This is a genomic window from Desulfobacterales bacterium, assembly GCA_034003325.1.
Lineage (GTDB): Bacteria > Desulfobacterota > Desulfobacteria > Desulfobacterales > JAFDDL01 > JAVEYW01.
The window spans coordinates 165479-181273 of sequence record JAVEYW010000004.1 but is presented as its reverse complement, the minus strand read 5'-3'; the positions used below and the strand labels follow the sequence as shown (position 1 = coordinate 181273).

At 48.2% G+C, this 15795-nt stretch carries 11 protein-coding genes; 5 read left to right on the top strand and 6 right to left on the bottom strand.

Features of this window, described 5'->3' with window-relative positions; all coding sequences use genetic code 11:
• The first annotated feature begins 291 nt into the window (after positions 1 to 291).
• From RBT11_05775 to RBT11_05755, 5 genes are all read left to right on the top strand, one after another.
• Positions 292 to 468, top strand: coding sequence for a benzylsuccinate synthase gamma subunit family protein (locus RBT11_05775; protein MDX9786259.1), 177 nt, complete (start codon positions 292 to 294; stop codon positions 466 to 468).
• A gap of 35 nt (positions 469 to 503) precedes the next feature.
• A complete protein-coding gene (locus RBT11_05770) occupies positions 504 to 3083 on the top strand; it encodes a pyruvate formate lyase family protein (protein ID MDX9786258.1) in 2580 nt (859 codons plus the stop codon).
• Positions 3052 to 3396 (top strand): benzylsuccinate synthase beta subunit family protein, encoded by a 345-nt coding sequence (locus RBT11_05765; GenBank protein ID MDX9786257.1) that lies wholly within the window; start codon positions 3052 to 3054, stop codon positions 3394 to 3396. The genes RBT11_05770 and RBT11_05765 overlap by 32 nt, the downstream gene beginning before the upstream one ends.
• A 220-nt stretch (positions 3397 to 3616) precedes the next feature.
• The gene (locus tag RBT11_05760) at positions 3617 to 5023 is read left to right on the top strand and encodes an FAD-dependent oxidoreductase (protein MDX9786256.1); all 1407 of its coding nucleotides are present in this window, start codon (positions 3617 to 3619) and stop codon (positions 5021 to 5023) included.
• 212 nt (positions 5024 to 5235) lie between these two features.
• Complete coding sequence (locus tag RBT11_05755; GenBank protein MDX9786255.1) at positions 5236 to 6318, top strand: 4Fe-4S binding protein; 1083 nt, start codon at positions 5236 to 5238, stop codon at positions 6316 to 6318.
• Positions 6319 to 6415: 97 nt separating this feature from the next.
• On the opposite strand, the gene RBT11_05750 is transcribed toward RBT11_05755, so the two are convergent.
• The 6 genes from RBT11_05750 to RBT11_05725 form a co-directional block, all read right to left on the bottom strand.
• On the bottom strand, positions 6416 to 6574 hold the full coding sequence (locus RBT11_05750; GenBank protein ID MDX9786254.1) for a hypothetical protein: 159 nt from the start codon (positions 6572 to 6574) through the stop codon (positions 6416 to 6418).
• 164 nt (positions 6575 to 6738) lie between these two features.
• The gene (locus RBT11_05745; GenBank protein ID MDX9786253.1) at positions 6739 to 6954 is read right to left on the bottom strand and encodes a hypothetical protein; all 216 of its coding nucleotides are present in this window, start codon (positions 6952 to 6954) and stop codon (positions 6739 to 6741) included.
• A gap of 23 nt (positions 6955 to 6977) precedes the next feature.
• Positions 6978 to 8387, bottom strand: a complete 1410-nt coding sequence (locus tag RBT11_05740) for a sigma 54-interacting transcriptional regulator (protein ID MDX9786252.1) — start codon at positions 8385 to 8387, stop codon at positions 6978 to 6980.
• 391 nt (positions 8388 to 8778) lie between these two features.
• A complete protein-coding gene (locus RBT11_05735) occupies positions 8779 to 11010 on the bottom strand; it encodes a hypothetical protein (protein MDX9786251.1) in 2232 nt (743 codons plus the stop codon).
• A 162-nt stretch (positions 11011 to 11172) separates the two neighbouring features.
• The gene (locus RBT11_05730; GenBank protein MDX9786250.1) at positions 11173 to 12348 is read right to left on the bottom strand and encodes a hypothetical protein; all 1176 of its coding nucleotides are present in this window, start codon (positions 12346 to 12348) and stop codon (positions 11173 to 11175) included.
• 163 nt (positions 12349 to 12511) lie between these two features.
• A complete protein-coding gene (locus tag RBT11_05725; protein MDX9786249.1) occupies positions 12512 to 15421 on the bottom strand; it encodes a PEP/pyruvate-binding domain-containing protein in 2910 nt (969 codons plus the stop codon).
• Positions 15422 to 15795: the final 374 nt, after the last annotated feature.

Genomic DNA, 15795 nt, shown 5'->3' with positions numbered 1-15795 from the left:
CATGATACAGAATAACAAAATGTCGGCTTTATCCACGCCTCTTTCCTGAAAAAAGTGTAACACATGACGGTTGTGCACAGTCGTGAACGGAAGCCTTTTTTAAGAGTAAAGTCAGAGAAAAAGAAGGTGTTGCCGGATAGTCCTTGGGTGGCTTACGATTGCTTTGTCTGGAGTTATAAGAAATGCAGTTGTTTGATTTATTAGACTTAATTTTTGGTTTTCCGGCAATAGATATCGCCGTTTAGTAACATAATGATGGTGCAACAAACTTTTTAACAGCATAAGGAGGCAATGATGGCAACGTGTGCGGAGTGTGCTTTTTTTTACAGGATTCCAAAGGATGCCGGGGATTATGAGGAAGGCAAGGGAGACTGTGTCACGGAGCACAAGGATGAAAAAGGCAAATTTTGGCAGTCCAAACCGGTTTTTGAGGGGGACGAAGCCTGTCAGCGCTTCAGCAAGAATTAAACCCCGATTGATAGCGATCCAACAGGAGGTATGTTATGACAAGAGTCGCCGATCCCGTCGAGTACAAAGGACGGAAAATTGAATTTCCACTAGATAACCCGGAAGAGGCAAATATTCCCGATGAGATGTTAACGGGAACGCTCGCGCATCCGAGTACGGAGAGAACCAAACGGCTGAAAGCCAGATGCCGGTTTAAACATACCGCCGCCGGAGAGTTTGTTAATCCGAACCTGAAATGCGGTATTGAACGAATGCGCTATTTTACGGAGGGGTACAAAGAATCATCGGGCCAACCGCAGGTGATCAGAAGGGCGATGAGTACGGCCGCGCTGTTAAATAAATGCACGCTTGTGCTTCAGGAAGATGAGCTGATTGTAGGTTTTAATGCCGAGCATCCGGAAAAGATTCCACTATATCCGGAGTCATCCTATCTGACGGTCATGGATTTGGTGAACAGCCCCTATTGCCCTGAAGAAGTGGAGGAAGCGCGGGAGATTCTCTCTTATTGGGAAAAGCACAGCCTGGTGCATCAGGGGGAGAAATTTTTTACGCGGGAAGAGCTGGACCAGATGTATCAGTTCTCGACCATGGAGTCGCCGAACTTTGCCAATGCGTATAACAGCACGGTGCCGCCCTATGAGACGGTGAATGAGGATGGGCTGCTCAAGCGCATCGCGATGTGCGAAGAGAACATCAAAAGGGCCATGAAAGAGTTGCAAGCCCCCAACTGGAACGGTCCGGAGCGGTTGCCGCTGATGGAAAAGATCAACAACTGGGAAGCAATGATTCTTGTCGACAAGGCGGTGATTCACTGGGCGCAGCGCCATGGCCGGTTGTGCAAAATCGTTGCGGAAAATTTTGAGACGGACCCCAAGCGAAAGGCCGAGTTGCTCGATATTGCCAACATCTGCCATCGAATACCGGCCGAGCCGGCCAAGGGGCTTCGGGATGCGATGCAGGCCAAATGGTTTACCTATCTGATGTGCCATGCCCTTGAGGGGTATGCCAGCGGGTATGCCCACAAGGAGGACAAGGTTCTCTGGCCTTATTATCAGAAGAGCGTCATTGAAAAGTCCTTTCAGCCCATGACGCATGCCGATGTCGTGGAGCTGGTGGAATGCGAGCGGCTGAAGATTTCCGAGCACGGGTGCGGCAAGGGCAGGCAGCACCGCGCGGCATTTGCCGGATCAAACGATTTGTTCATCTTGTCCATCGGCGGGCTGAATGCGGACGGAACGGATGGGTGCAATGACATGACCGATGCCATTTTGCAGGCGGCCAAGAATATTCGAACCACCGAGCCGTCGATCGGTTTCAGGTGGAACGCCATCGGCCGGGAAAAAACGAAGCGCCTGGTATTCGAGTGCATTCGGGACGGTCTGGGCTATCCGTCCATCAAAAACGATGAACTGAACACGGAGCAGTTGGTTAATAATTTCGGTGCCACGCTGGAGGAAGCCAGAGACTGGGCGCTGGTATTGTGCATGAGTCCGGGGCATGTCGGCCGGCGAAAAGCCCCCAAGGTGAGGACCGAAGGCGGCGGTGGCACCTTTCCGACCAAGATTCTGGAGCTGACCCTGAGTGACGGTTTTGACTGGTCCTATTCCAACCGTCAGATGGGGCCTAAAACCGGTGATCCACGAAATTTCAAAACCTTTGAAGAGTTGTGGAATGCTTTTAAAGCTCAAAATGATTATTGCTTTGATCTTTTCTGGCGCAGCAAGGATGTGTCGAGAGTGCTTCAGGCGCAATACATGCAACTTCCCTTTCTTTCAAGCCTTGATGACGGCTGCGTGGAGCTGGGGATTGATGCGTGCAGCATAACCGAATTGCCGAACCCGTGGGTGCAGGTGCATACGGCCATTGTGGCGTGTAACTCCATGATTGCCATGAAGAAGCTGATTTATGACGACAAGAAGTATACGATGGATCAATTGATTCAGGCGCTTCATGCCAATTGGGAAGGCTATGAAGAGATGCGGCTGGATTTCGCCAATGCGCCCAAGTGGGGCAATGATGATGATTATGCGGATGCGGTCGTAAAAGCCTTTTATGAAGATATTATGGCGGCGAAACTGAATCAAATTACCACCTATTCCGGAAAACACCCCTTGGGAGGTTCTCAGGCCGTGGCCATGTACATGGTGATCGGTTCGATTTCAGGACCGACCCCGGACGGGCGATTCGGCGGCGAGGCTTGCGATGACGGCGGCGTATCGCCTATGGCCGGCACGGACAAACTGGGGCCGACGGCGGTGCTAAGATCCCTGGCCAAGATCGATTCCTCCAAATTCAAGTTCAATTTGCTGAACCAGCGGCTGAATCTGCCGCTGATGCGCAGCAAGCACGGGTTTGATATCTGGCATGCGTACATGAAGACCTGGCATGACATGAAGATCGACCATGTGCAGTTTAACTGCGTCAGTTCGGATGAGATGCGAGCCGCCCAGGTGGAGCCGGAAAAGCATGAAGATCTTCTGGTGAGAGTAGCGGGTTATAGCGCGCGGTTCGTGGATGTATCGACTTACGGCCAGAATACGATTATTGCCAGAACCGACCAGAGTTTCGGCGCGGCGCAATTTGATGATCTGGATATTGAACTGGAAGAAAAATAATACTGAAAAAAAGGGGGGGGTGCTGACGAAGCGCTCCCCCAAGTCGCCATGCGTGGCGGCCCAACTCGAATGGAGGTTTTTGCATATGGAGTTTCCCAAATCACCCATCACCATGATAAACGAAGTCGGCACGAGCAAGCCTTGCAGGGCCTGCCGATGGATGACCGGCGATGTGACCAATCCCACTCAGGGCCGATGCACCGCCAATAGAGCGTCATCCGGCGCGATTTGGTTGAGATTGATTCCCAATATTTATGATACTTCTTGCAGCCGGTTTGAAAAAGGCACGCTGAGTTTCAGGGAAAACATATAAGCCGTTTTCGTTGGTGACCGCAGGCATTGAGTTTGATGGTTGCGTTGACATACCGTGAAAACTTTTGAGCCACGCTATGAAAAATCAATTCTCCTGCTGAAGAATAAACACGGTTGCAGGTTGTAATGTTGGCTTTTTTCATGGGTGTATTCATGTTTTATTTCGCGCTGAAGAGACGATGGTTGTACTATCTTTGGCCCAATCTTTAAGGAGTAAGTAAATGGCGAAAAAAAGTGATGTGATCGTTATCGGGGCTGGTATCGGCGGGCTTGCAGTGGCAGCGGCATTGGCTTCAAGGGGGAAAAACGTAACGGTTCTTGAAAAGGCGCCGATTGTCGGCGGCAGGGCTACTTCTTTTCCGCTGAAAGGGATTTTAACCGAATACGGATTTCACGGCCTGTCCGCGGGCGGCCATGCGGTGAAATTGCTGGACCTGGTCGGACAGAGTATTCCCTTGCAGACGCTCGACCCCAATTTCGTTCTCTTTCGGAACAAGAAGTTCCATGAAGTGCCAGGAGAGATCGATGATTTTGCCACCTGGGACTACATTCCGGCGGGGGATCGGCCGGAGCTGATCGACACCTTGCATCTGGTGGAAAAGATGAGCTTTGACGAGATGGAGGAGTGGGATTATATCGGTTTTGGCGACTGGCTGAAAGATCATACCAGCAGCCTGGATGTGCAGGACTTCATCGCGCAGATGGGCAATATTTATATCACCGAAGAATTTAACTCCAACCTCTCCGCCGGCGAGGTGCTCCGGTGCTTAAAGCTGGCCCTGAAGGAAAAGGCATGGTCCGTGTATCCGAAGGACGGTCCCTTGAACCTGATCAACGAGGCCTTTGCCAAGGCGGTTACCGCCGGTGGCGGCGAGGTGTTGCTGAACACCGTGGCCCGTGAAATAACGGTGCGCAGCGAAGCCGTGACCGGTGTGATCGCAGAGAGCAAAGACGGCGTCTTGAAGCTTGAAGCGCCCATCGTCATCAGCAACATGCCGGTGTGGGATATTTTCCGGCTGATTCCACGGGATTTTTTCCCCAGATGGTTTGTAGACAAGGCGCGTTTTCTGGAAGAGCACAGCCAGTTGGCGGCACGCGCCAGCGCCGGCATCACCTGCATCAGCAAGAAACCGCTGATGTCCTATAAGACAGCGGTGCTGGTCCCCTGCATGGAAGAGGTCAACAGCACGGGCGCCAGCTACGTGAGATGGCTCAGCGAACCCACCAACTGGGTGCCGAGCATTGCACCCCAGGGGCAGCACCTCTTTCAGTACGGCCCGGTATGGCCGCGCTGGTACGTGGATTTGCTTCGAGAGCGAAAATCCATCTACGATAAGGAGATTCGAAGCTTCTGGCGGGAGATCAAGACCATGTTCCCCGATTTCAAGGATGAGGACATCATCTGGAAAGGGGACGGCGTGATTCTGGCGACGGACACGAGCATGGCCTTTCCGGGCAACGCCTGGAAGCAACGGCTGGACGTCAGGGCGCCGAATGTGGCCGGACTCTACAACGTGGGCGACACCGTACGCGGCTGGGGCGTCGCCATGGATACCGCGGTATCGTCGGCAGTCCTTTGCGCGCAGAAGATCCTCAAAACCAAGTTGATCGACCTGGAAGAGTTTTAAAACCGCATTGCGGTTTCGATAACACATAAAACAGGCTCTTTTATCAAAAGCTTCCCGTAACGGAAAAAAGATAAAAGGGCCTGTTTGTTTTACGGTTTATCTTAGCAGCTAAACCATGCTTTACAAGGAGGCTTTTTTTCAAGATCTTAATGGAATACTCCAGTTTAATACCGTTTTTGGACAAGAGTAATCTTTTAAAGGAGATAAAAAAAATGACAAGCACTATTTATGACAAAGTGGCAGACAAGCTGAACGAGTATTCCTATGGTTTTGCCCGTACTGAATCCGGCGTTGAGATCAAGTTGCTCAAAAAGCTGTTCACCGAAGAAGAAGCAGCCATGTTCCTTCATCTCTCCCGAGACCTACAAACAGCGGAAGAGGTCGCTTTAAAAATAAACCGGGATTCGGCGGAAGTTGAAGAAACCTTACAACACATGCTTAAAAAAGGTCAAATTTATGCCAGATTCCCCAAAAAGGAAGGAGAGCCACCTTATTATCTCGCGGCTCCCTGGTGTTTGGGTATCGAGGAAAATCAACTCCTGCGTGTAGACAAGGAGTGGGCGGAATTGGTGGAAGAGTACCATAGCCGTCCGAATTTGTATATCACCAAGGTTGATCTTCCGTTTCCCATAAGAAACATACCGATACACTCCGCCTTAAAATCCACCGTTGCAGTGGCTCCTTATGACGATATCCGGAAGGTTATCCAACGCAAGGATCGCATATCGGTTGCCGATTGTATATGCAACAAATTAAGGACAACAAACGGAGGCAAATGCGACCAGCCGAAAGAGGTCTGTCTGATGTTTGACTTTTATGCCGATTATTATGTGGAAACAGGCATGGGAAGGTTTATCAGCAAAGAAGAGGCAATGCGCTTGCTTGATATGGTCGAGGAAGCGGGTCTGGTTCCCCAGGCTTCCAATACTGAGGACCCGGAATTTATCTGCAACTGCTGCCCAAATTGTTGCGACGCCTTAATCGCTTTAAAAAAAATGCCCTCTCCCGGTTTGGTGGTATCCTCCAATTATTTTTCAATGGTTGATACCGAGCTTTGCAGCGGCTGCGGAAACTGCGTTGAACGATGCCCTATGGATGCCATTGCCCTGTCAGGAGATGATGTTGCAGAAATCCACGTTGACCGCTGCATCGGTTGCGGGCTTTGCGTGAGGGAATGCCCGGTTGAGGCATTGCGTCTGGTGCGAAAAGCAGATGACAAGATTCAGGTGCCAGCGGAAGTCTCCGCTTTTGTCCGATCTTCCCGGGAACTCGAAGCGCAAGTGAAAAAGTCATAATCTTGATCCCGGCGGCATCACCGAAAAAGGAATTCCGCGGACACCATACCCAAAATCTGCGATTGATTTTGTGCCGCATTCCAGTTCGGCCACCCTTTCAATCATCAGCTGCCAGCACGCAAATTTTCACATGCGCCTCAATGCGCCGCGAGGCCCGATGATACATCGGCATCATCTTGATCTGGGTCCGTTTAAGAGACCGGAAGCATCGCTCGATGACCATCAAGACTTTGTAGCCGCTGGCTGCATCTTCCAAATCGATGGTATTATCGCCTTTCCGGGCAACGCCTGGAAGCAACGGCTGGACGTCAGGGCGCTGAATGTGGCCTGGCCTCTACAACGTTGGCGATACCGTACGCGGCTGGGGCATCGCCATGGATACCGCAGTATCGTCGGCAATCCTTTGCACCCAGAAGATCCTCAAAACCAAGTTGATCGACCTGGAATAGTTTTAATACCGCATTGCTGTTTCGGTAACATAAAAACAGGCTCTTTTATCAAAAGCTTCCCATAGTGGGAAAAAAGATAAAAGAGCCTGTTTGTTTTGCCGTTATTTCCAGTGATTTTTCTATTTTTTTTGGCTTCACTGATTTGAATCACGGGTTGAATGTCGGTATCGTTCGGAATATCCGCCATTCAGGGAGAATCACGCCAATTGCTCACGAATGACCGGTATCCATAAGCTCCTGGGTGCCACTCTCCAGGTTAAGTTGTTTCAGATATCTGTATAACTGAAACCTGGAAAGCCCCAACTTTTTAGCAGCCAAACCTTTTCGATTTTCTGCCCCCCGCATCACTCTTTCAATAACGATTCGTTGAAAATCTACGGTTAGATCATCAAGGGTCCGCCCTTCCATATTATCGAGCATAAAAACTCTTTCAGATTCAGAATTATCATCGCTATTCTTTATTTCCTGCTGTCGAAAGAAGGAGGTTGGCAAATCGTCCATTTGAATGATGGTCGCGTCCGAATCGGCAAAGCAAACTAGATTTTCCAGAATATTTTTCATCTCTCGAATATTGCCCTTCCAGATGCAAGACTCAAAAAATTCAATCACATGATCATCCAGTTGAAGATGGCGATTGTATTTTTTATTTGCGTTGGCGATTAAGAAGTTTGCCAATGACGCAATATCCATTTTCCTTTCTCGCAGCGCAGGTATTCTGAAGGTAATTCTATTTATTCTGTGGAACAAATCAAGCCGGAATTTTTTTTGGGAAATATCTTCTTCAAGGTCCCTGTTGGTGGCAAAAACGAATAAGGAATTACACTTGATAAATTTGTTGCTTCCGATTCGCCGAATGAGTCTATCTTCAAGAATTCGCAGGAACTTGCTTTGAAGCTGCATATCGAGTTCCGCAAATTCGTCAAAAAAAACAGTCCCATCGCTGTACTCTTCAAGAATACCTTTTCTCACCTCGTGTGCACTCGTGAACACGCCTTTTTCATGTCCAAAAAGTTCTTCTTCTAATAAGTTCGGCGTGATAGCACCGCAATTAACAGCAAAAAACCGCTTATCCGGCCGTAATTTTTGGTGTATGTATCTGGCATAGATTTCCTTTCCAACGCCCGTCTCTCCCAAGATAAGTATAGAATCGATGGGCAGCGTTGTCTTCTCAAGAAAATCTATCCTACGGTTAAACGCTACGATTGACGGATGTTCTCCAATATAAACATCGGAAAAATAACTACCGTCCCGGTCGGTGGCAATGTTCGTAGGGAAGGCGCATTTTATTTTTTTGGCGAGAGGATCGGCCTTGATTGGTTTGAATGTATACAATATTTTTTCATTAAAAGTGTCTTCATATTCAGTCAATTTCTTTATGTTTGACGTGGAAAGTATGAAACTATAGGTAAGGTCGGGGCGATCCCGTTTAATATTTTCTATTTCATTTATTGTGAAAATATCGAGGTCCAGCAAAAGAAGATTATATTCCCCCGCTTTTATGGTGTTGACATAATCTTCAGTTTTAAAACAGACATTGTGATCAGTGCACAGGTTTGACAACACGTCGGAAACTACCCTATAGGTTTGTCTATCCTCTACTATGGCGAGAGTAGAAATCATAACGCCCCCATTTAAGATGTCAGTAGGTGCTAATCCGACAAAAAGATACACCCTTAAAATTAGGATGGATTCAATATACCGAATAATTGGATCAATATTATTTTTTTGGATGCACTCAATTAACGGCGACTCGGCAATCAGCTCCGGACGGTAACCATTGTTGGAGGTTTGGGCTTCGGATCATGCGATATGTGTGGAAAGAGCATTAAGGGCCGATTCTCAAATGAATGCATACCGATTATGCCTTAATACAGTCGGGTTAAATAATCAACCTTTTTGTGAATGTCATTCAATTAAAAAGTCTGCTTAACCGTTAAAAAAACATGACTGGCGCAGCCCCTTTTATCGAATTGTTTTACTGAGCAACGGCTCAGGCCCCATTTGTCCTTGATTAACAAAAAGAAAATGATCGGGCGACGGATCGAGCCAAAGTCAATGGTCTTGCTCGCAAACGCTGTATGCCCGATGAGACGGACCTTTCAGCGGCAGCTACAAGAACGGGGATTCTTTTGGCCGGTAAGCCCTGTCTAAATTGCCTTGCCACAATGAAGAAATCTTCCCATGGAAGAGGACTTAAACTTTTGCAAGCCTTGGCCCACAGCGTTACCCAAAGCAGTCTCTCCGCCCATACATCGTATTTCGCCTCGATAATTTCCGAAACGATGAGTTCAGTGGCTTCTCGAAGCATTCCGCTGCCAAGTCGAGAGGAAATACCCGGAATGCCGAGCAATAGTTCATCCACACGGGGATCATCTTCAAACCAAGAATTGGCAAAGGGTTGTTTGGCCGGCCAGGCTCTGCTCTGTTTTAATACCCTCACGAGGTTTTCATTTGACAGGACGCGGCGATTGATGAGCTTGATGCCCTCTTCAAGTAAATCGATTTCTCTATCTAAATTTACAGGCTCCGGAATCCAATACTCACTGCCTATCGATTCGGCAATATGTAATAATCCCGCTGGCGGGGGCATCCCTTGCTGTTGACCCACCCATATAAAATAGGAAATAGCGCGATCTTCAAAGGAAGAGTCGATCATTTCCAGCATGGCGGTTTGATTCATATCAATCAGGATGGACTCCACATTCATATCGTTAAGAGGATCTACCCCTGAGACACTGCGGATTCCCAGCCCCTGCTTTATCAAGACAGATGAAAGCTGGCTTTTTTGATTTTGTCCAATAACATTCAATATGCCTTGTGCGCCCGCGCCATCAAACGGAGATGCATATACTTTGATGCCGTTAATTTTCGGAAGGGGTGCACATTCCAAATGGGTCATGCGCAGTTTTTTAATGAGACCATCCAAGGCGGGACGCTCCTGCTTTGGTAACCAGTTACGAATGCCGATCATTCGACGCAGGGTGACCGGGCTAATGTTTTTAATAATCGATGGGTCTTCGAAAACAGACGGTACATGTTGCCTTACCTCATAATTCGGATGAAGCAGCATGAGTGCGGAAAGCTCACGAATGAGCGGGTTGCGTGCTCCGGCCATATCGGTAACAGCTTGCACCTGCCCTTCAACGGGTAGCAGGTTTATTTCGGGCAAAACCTGTTCCATTAATGAAAAAGGGTTGTTATGCGCCTGAGCGGCGATTTCCTCAAAAAGGTTATCCAAATCCGCCGGCCTTTTGTGAATCACAAATCGACCGTAATATTCGGCAATCTTTTCGCTTTCAGTCTTGATTTCCGGATGGAGTTCCAGTTTTGCCTTGTATAAGGCCTGCACTAAATCAGCCTGAACGCGCGTATCAACTTCAAGCTTAAAGGCGCGGGAGGCCATTTCATGCTGTAACTGCTCAGTTGCATCAACCGCCCACTGCCGATTCTCTTCGGCCGAATATCGAAGTTCTGTCATTGCATCCACAAGCAATGATAGGCAAGCTTGGTAACTTTGGCTCATATCTCGGGCGGTGCCGTCCGGAGCATAATCATCAAGTAGTAATTTTAGAAGAGAAAATGCAATGAGCGGGTTTTTTTTAATATGTTTATAGACGTACTGATCCGAACCTTGATCATTCTTGTGCTGTAATTGGCCTACAATCGATCTCACCAGAATTTTGGCATCCTCAAGGAATTCTTTGCTGTTAAATTGACCTGAAGCGGTATCATGTGTCGCTTTTTCTTCATCTTCCTTTTTAACTGTATTCATACTTTCAGGCATTTTGATTTTGGTGAGATCATTTTGTATGGCCTTTACGCGATTTTTTAATAACATTTCAAATGGGTTGCTGCTGTATGCCTCCCCGCTGACAGTTTCCTTTATCGCAATATAGTGCTGTTGTAAGTCAAAAAGGTACTTTGTGTCCGTGTTGATCAAGTGGAGGAAAAGGGTAAGAATATTGCTTGAATATTCCGACTGGATGCCTAAGGGATCAAGAAAAGGGGAAACCCCTTTAATGCCGGGGTCTAGTCCCATATTGATGGTAGCAAGCACTTTGCATTCAGTAAGTCCAAGCGCGGAAATGATGACACGCCGACAATCACAATCTTTATCATCACAGTAGTGCTCTAAGAAAGCGTATTCACCCGGCGGAATAGCGCTGTAATGACGGTTTTTGAGCGCCTCACGCAGATCGTTTTTGGTGATGAAAACTTTTTTAAAACTATTGTAAAGACGCACTGGGCAGCATCCTTTCCCGCATTAGCGATAATCCGGGGGTACACACCCCCTATCGCCCATTATGGATAGCCTTATGTTAGGGTGATTTGCAATGTCAAGCCGAAAAAATCATTGAATAACGGGCCATGGAAAATAGTCGCATCTTAAATATGGCTTAACCTATCAATATGTTAAAGATAAGGGGGGACGAGAGCGCTTCAATGAAAGCGCCAATGACAGCAAACTTAATGGAAACAAAACAATCGATAGCCCGAAAACATGCCTGAATTCACCACTTGAAAATTTTAACAGAGTGCCAACAACAGAAGGGGCGACAGCCAACCCACCATATAAGGCCGCGATACTCAGTGTTGTGAGCCTTCCTTTAGGGTCCAGGAAGGATAAACTTCCCATCACAAACGGAGTTATAAAAGACCAGGAAAATATAAAGAAGAATACCGCTGCAAAAAAAACGAAATGCGTATGGCTATTTATTATCGATAGCATCGCGGCATAGAGTATTGCACTTCCCCAAAGAAGCGGTGCGATAGCCCCGAATTTTGATCCGATCCAGGCTGCCAAGCTCATGGCACCCATTTGAGATAGGATCGCATAGGATAAGATCTGGTGGATACCATCGGGACGAATTCCCTTATGGGTTCCTAAGATGATAATATGGCTCCATAGGCAATTGTTGGAAAGGTAAAACAGAAAGATGCTGATCAAAGAAATAATACACCGACATAAAGAAATATCGGCAGGATGTTTTGAGGGTGTCTTTTTCCGCGCATCACCAATAGCGTTATCGAGCAATTGAAAGCTTGCCAGCACGCCTAAGAGCGAAATGGCGGACAGCCAAACAAAGGGGCTGCTGCCGCCCTGAAAATTTTCCAAATCATGCCATATCTGAAATGCAATAAAAGATAGGACAGAGTTAAACAAATAGAATATGCCGAACATCTTTTGGGGTGAGGTCGAGGTGCTGATTCTATTCGACGAAAGACCGAGAAGCAGGCCGGCGCCGGCTCCTGAAAAGAAGCGAAAAATACAAATATAAAAATAGCTGGTGATGAAAATAGAAAATAGATTGATGGCCACTAAAAGAAAGCTTCCCCATTGCGCGGCCATTCTAATGGGCACTTTCGTTACGAAAGCAGAAAGGAGCACGATGGAAAGGGTCAACCCTAACAATTCGAGGGAGGCAATAACCCCCGCCCCCGAGACTCCGAAATGGCCTGCTCTGGCCAGGGTGCTGATTATCGCGGGCATGACGGCGTTCGTGTGTGCGCCAACGATACCAATTATGATGATAAATACGTAGCTCTGGTGACGTTTGGCGACAACATTTCTTGATTTCATGGCGCTGGAATTCCTAACGGGCGAACATGCAGGATCAAGTTATACAATTTCAGTTGTTGCTAAAATGGTTGGCCTGTTAACCGGTGAACTCAGTCTTTAAGGGTTGCCGCCTGACTTCGCTAACATTACGGCGACAGTCAGGCGGCAAAGAAAGGGTCATCGCTTAAGCACTCTTTGCCAACTCATCCGGCTCATCTTTGTTGTCATGAACGATCACCATGCCGGCATCCCCATCTACCGTGATGGTGGCGCCATCAGGAATAAGATTTAACGCACCGGTAAGCTGCACACACGGCAATCCATATTCCCTTGAGAGCAGGGCCGCGTGTGAGATGAGTCCGCCCGTTTCGAGGACGATGCCCGAGATATACATAAATACCGGCGTCCAGCCCGGATCGGTGGAATGAACGATCAATATCTCCCCTCGCTTAACATCACCGATGCCTGAGAGTTCGCGTACGACACGAGCCGTCCCGGTTACCTTGCCCAGGCTTGTCGTTTTCCCGTAGTAAACCCCTTCACCCTCCAGCGCGGCCATATCCTCCGGATCTTTCCACTCCCTTCCCCGCTGTAAATAATAGGGAGGATTGATGGTTTTCTTGTCGACTTTGTCAAAGTTACGCATCCGGGCGGCAATCTTTGCTTTGGCCAGAGCCAAACTGCCCTTTCCGTCGAAGAGATCATAAAGCTCACTCAATGTCAGGAAATAAAAGTCTCGGTCGGTATCAAAGAGGCCTTTCTCCATCATTCGACGATTGAGCTCCTTTAGCACATATTTCTGAGCCATTGTTTGGCGATCCATGAAATCACGCTCATTGTCCCGATAGTCCAAGCTGTGATGAACAAAGTTAATCAGCAGTGTGAATGCCTCGGATTTCAGGGCACCAAAGGATTTTTTGCGCAAGTTTTCGGTTACGTGCTCTATCGTCTCTTCAAGCTTTTTGCGCACCTTTTCTTCCTGACTTCTCGGATTCGCCGTTCCTTTCAAAGCCTTCCAGAGTCGAATATCCACCATCGGATCCTCAATGCGCCGCGTAAAAATCATGTCCCTATCGGCATGGCCTCTGTGGCCCTTTTCTTCGACCATTTTATTATACTTATCCAGAAACTCGCGGCCCTCCGCGGAATTTTTGCATTTTTCAAGAAAACCGGCATCCGGGTGTTTTTCAAAAAGCGCGGACAGCTCTTTTGACGTGTGGATCAAATTCGCCATATCCCAGACGTCGATGTTATCCTGTACGGTAATGGTGGTCGTGCGTGATCCGGTCATCAGATCCATCATGATGCCCGGCCTGCCGCCGTCGTACCAGTTGGCAACCATCCAGCCCAACCAGTTGATCGCTTCCCGCATGGGCCATAACAGGCCGTGCCACGGAGGATCGAAGGAGGCGGAATCCTCAATAACCAACGACCAGAGCCGCTCCTTTAATTGCTCGATGGAAAGGGATTTCAATTGCTCCGGCGTATAACGGGTAAGTTCATCGTTTCGTTCTTTGTTGAGAATGTAGTCGTCTCTGATAGACCGCCACCAGTTCCACCCCATATGCGGCGCAATTTTTTCGATCCGGTAAAACATGGTAATGTATCTAAACCAGTCGAACGTCGCGTTCGTCGCATCTTCGTGCCAGGAGGCCGGCAGTTTGGGGAGAAAACCGGCTCTGAACTTCGGAGGAATGGCCAGCTTGATCATTTCATTGTCGGTGCTGCAGTTGTGATAGGACAGCCCCTTATGATAAACCCAAAGGCGCCTGTAATCGTAATCGAGTTCCGGATAGCCGTCCAATTGCACGCCGACACTGTGGCAAGTGCAAAGGCCCCAGCAGCGCGTTGAGAAAAATAGAGGCGAGATGCCACCGCTCCACATTTCCTCCGGAAAGTTTCGAGACCATATCTGGTATTCGTCGGTCGCATCATCATTTCCTTGAACAGAGGCGGTTACTTCCGCATCCCATGAGAAGTCAACGCCGGTAACTGGCCGGGCCTGAAGAATATAAAATTGACCGTCCTGAAATGCCCACTCGATATCCTGCGGAAAGCCATCATAAGCTTCCATAATAGTGCGGCCTATTTCGCAAAGTTGTATTACCTGGTCATCGGTAAGGGTTGGTTTTTCCCGTTCCGCTTTTGGAACGTCCAAATGAAGCGTTCCATTGCCCGTTTTAGGGTCACGGATGATTTTTGTCTCTTTACTTCCAATAGTTCGCTCCAGCACTTTCAGCCGATGGGTTCTTAGTGACGGGCGCGGCTGGTCCGGGCTAAAAAGCCAGGTGGGGTTGGATGTGTAAACATATCCGGAGTCGGTCGTTATCTTTTTGGGCTGAAAATTAGCGTGTTTGGTTTTGTCGTAATCGAGGTAAGGTTTGTAGGCGTTAACGGGGTTTTTAACGATATATTCGTCCGGTGTAACGGCGCCGGAAACCACCGATTCACCCAAGCCCCAGCTCGCATTGATGAGCATTTCGTCGGTTGCCGTGTTGATCGGGTTGGCGGTAAATAAAACGCCGGCGACTTCGGATTCCACCATCGTCTGGACCACGACGGCGATGGATGTCTTGAAGTGGTCGAATCCCTGACTTTTACGGTAGGATACCGCTCTGGCCGTCCACATGGAAGCCCAACACCGTTTCACGGCGTCGAGAAGGTTTTCAACCCCTTTAATGTCGAGATAGGTATCATGAAGCCCGGCAAAAGAAGCGCCTTCCAGGTCTTCTGCCGTGCCGGATGATCGGACGGCTACATAAATGTCGCCGCCCAGCTTTTTATAGCCCTCTTCAATCGTTGCGGCGACATGGGCCGGAATATTTTCCGCCATAATGCGATGTCGGATATCCGAAACGCAGCTCTCCAGTTGATGCGGCACCTCATATATAACCTTGCTCAAAGAATCGGCAATATGCTCTTTCAATCCTTTGTTTTCAACAATATGCGCGGAATAGGCGGTTGTACCGATAACGAAGCCCGGGGGCACAACAAACCCTTTTTGCGTGAGTCGCCCCAGGTTGGCGCCTTTACCACCGACTTTAGCCAAATCTGTAGATTCAGGGTCGGAAAACCAAAGAACATGCGATTCCATCGTTTTACTCCTCTCTAATTCCTTATTTTTCGTGGTTATGATAGCAACTAAGTGTTGCTAATCTGATTTATCCGCAAAATCGGTATTGTTTCGATCATGATACCCGGGTTAGAATTTGATTTGGATGACAGCCATGATGTATACCCTCGGCTCCGTGAAACCATCGCAGATATAAAGCGTATGTCGGCATCCACTTTAGCAAACTATTTTAAGGCATTGGTGTCGGATCGCCAAGAGCAAAACCAGGACAAAATCGTTAGCAACCAGAGGAATCTGAGCGCACAACGCGGTTTGAACGGTCCGGAACAGCGTTGAATGAAACAGTGTCCGATATCTCACCATATGAACCCGAAACCCGTTTTTTGAAGTTTTAG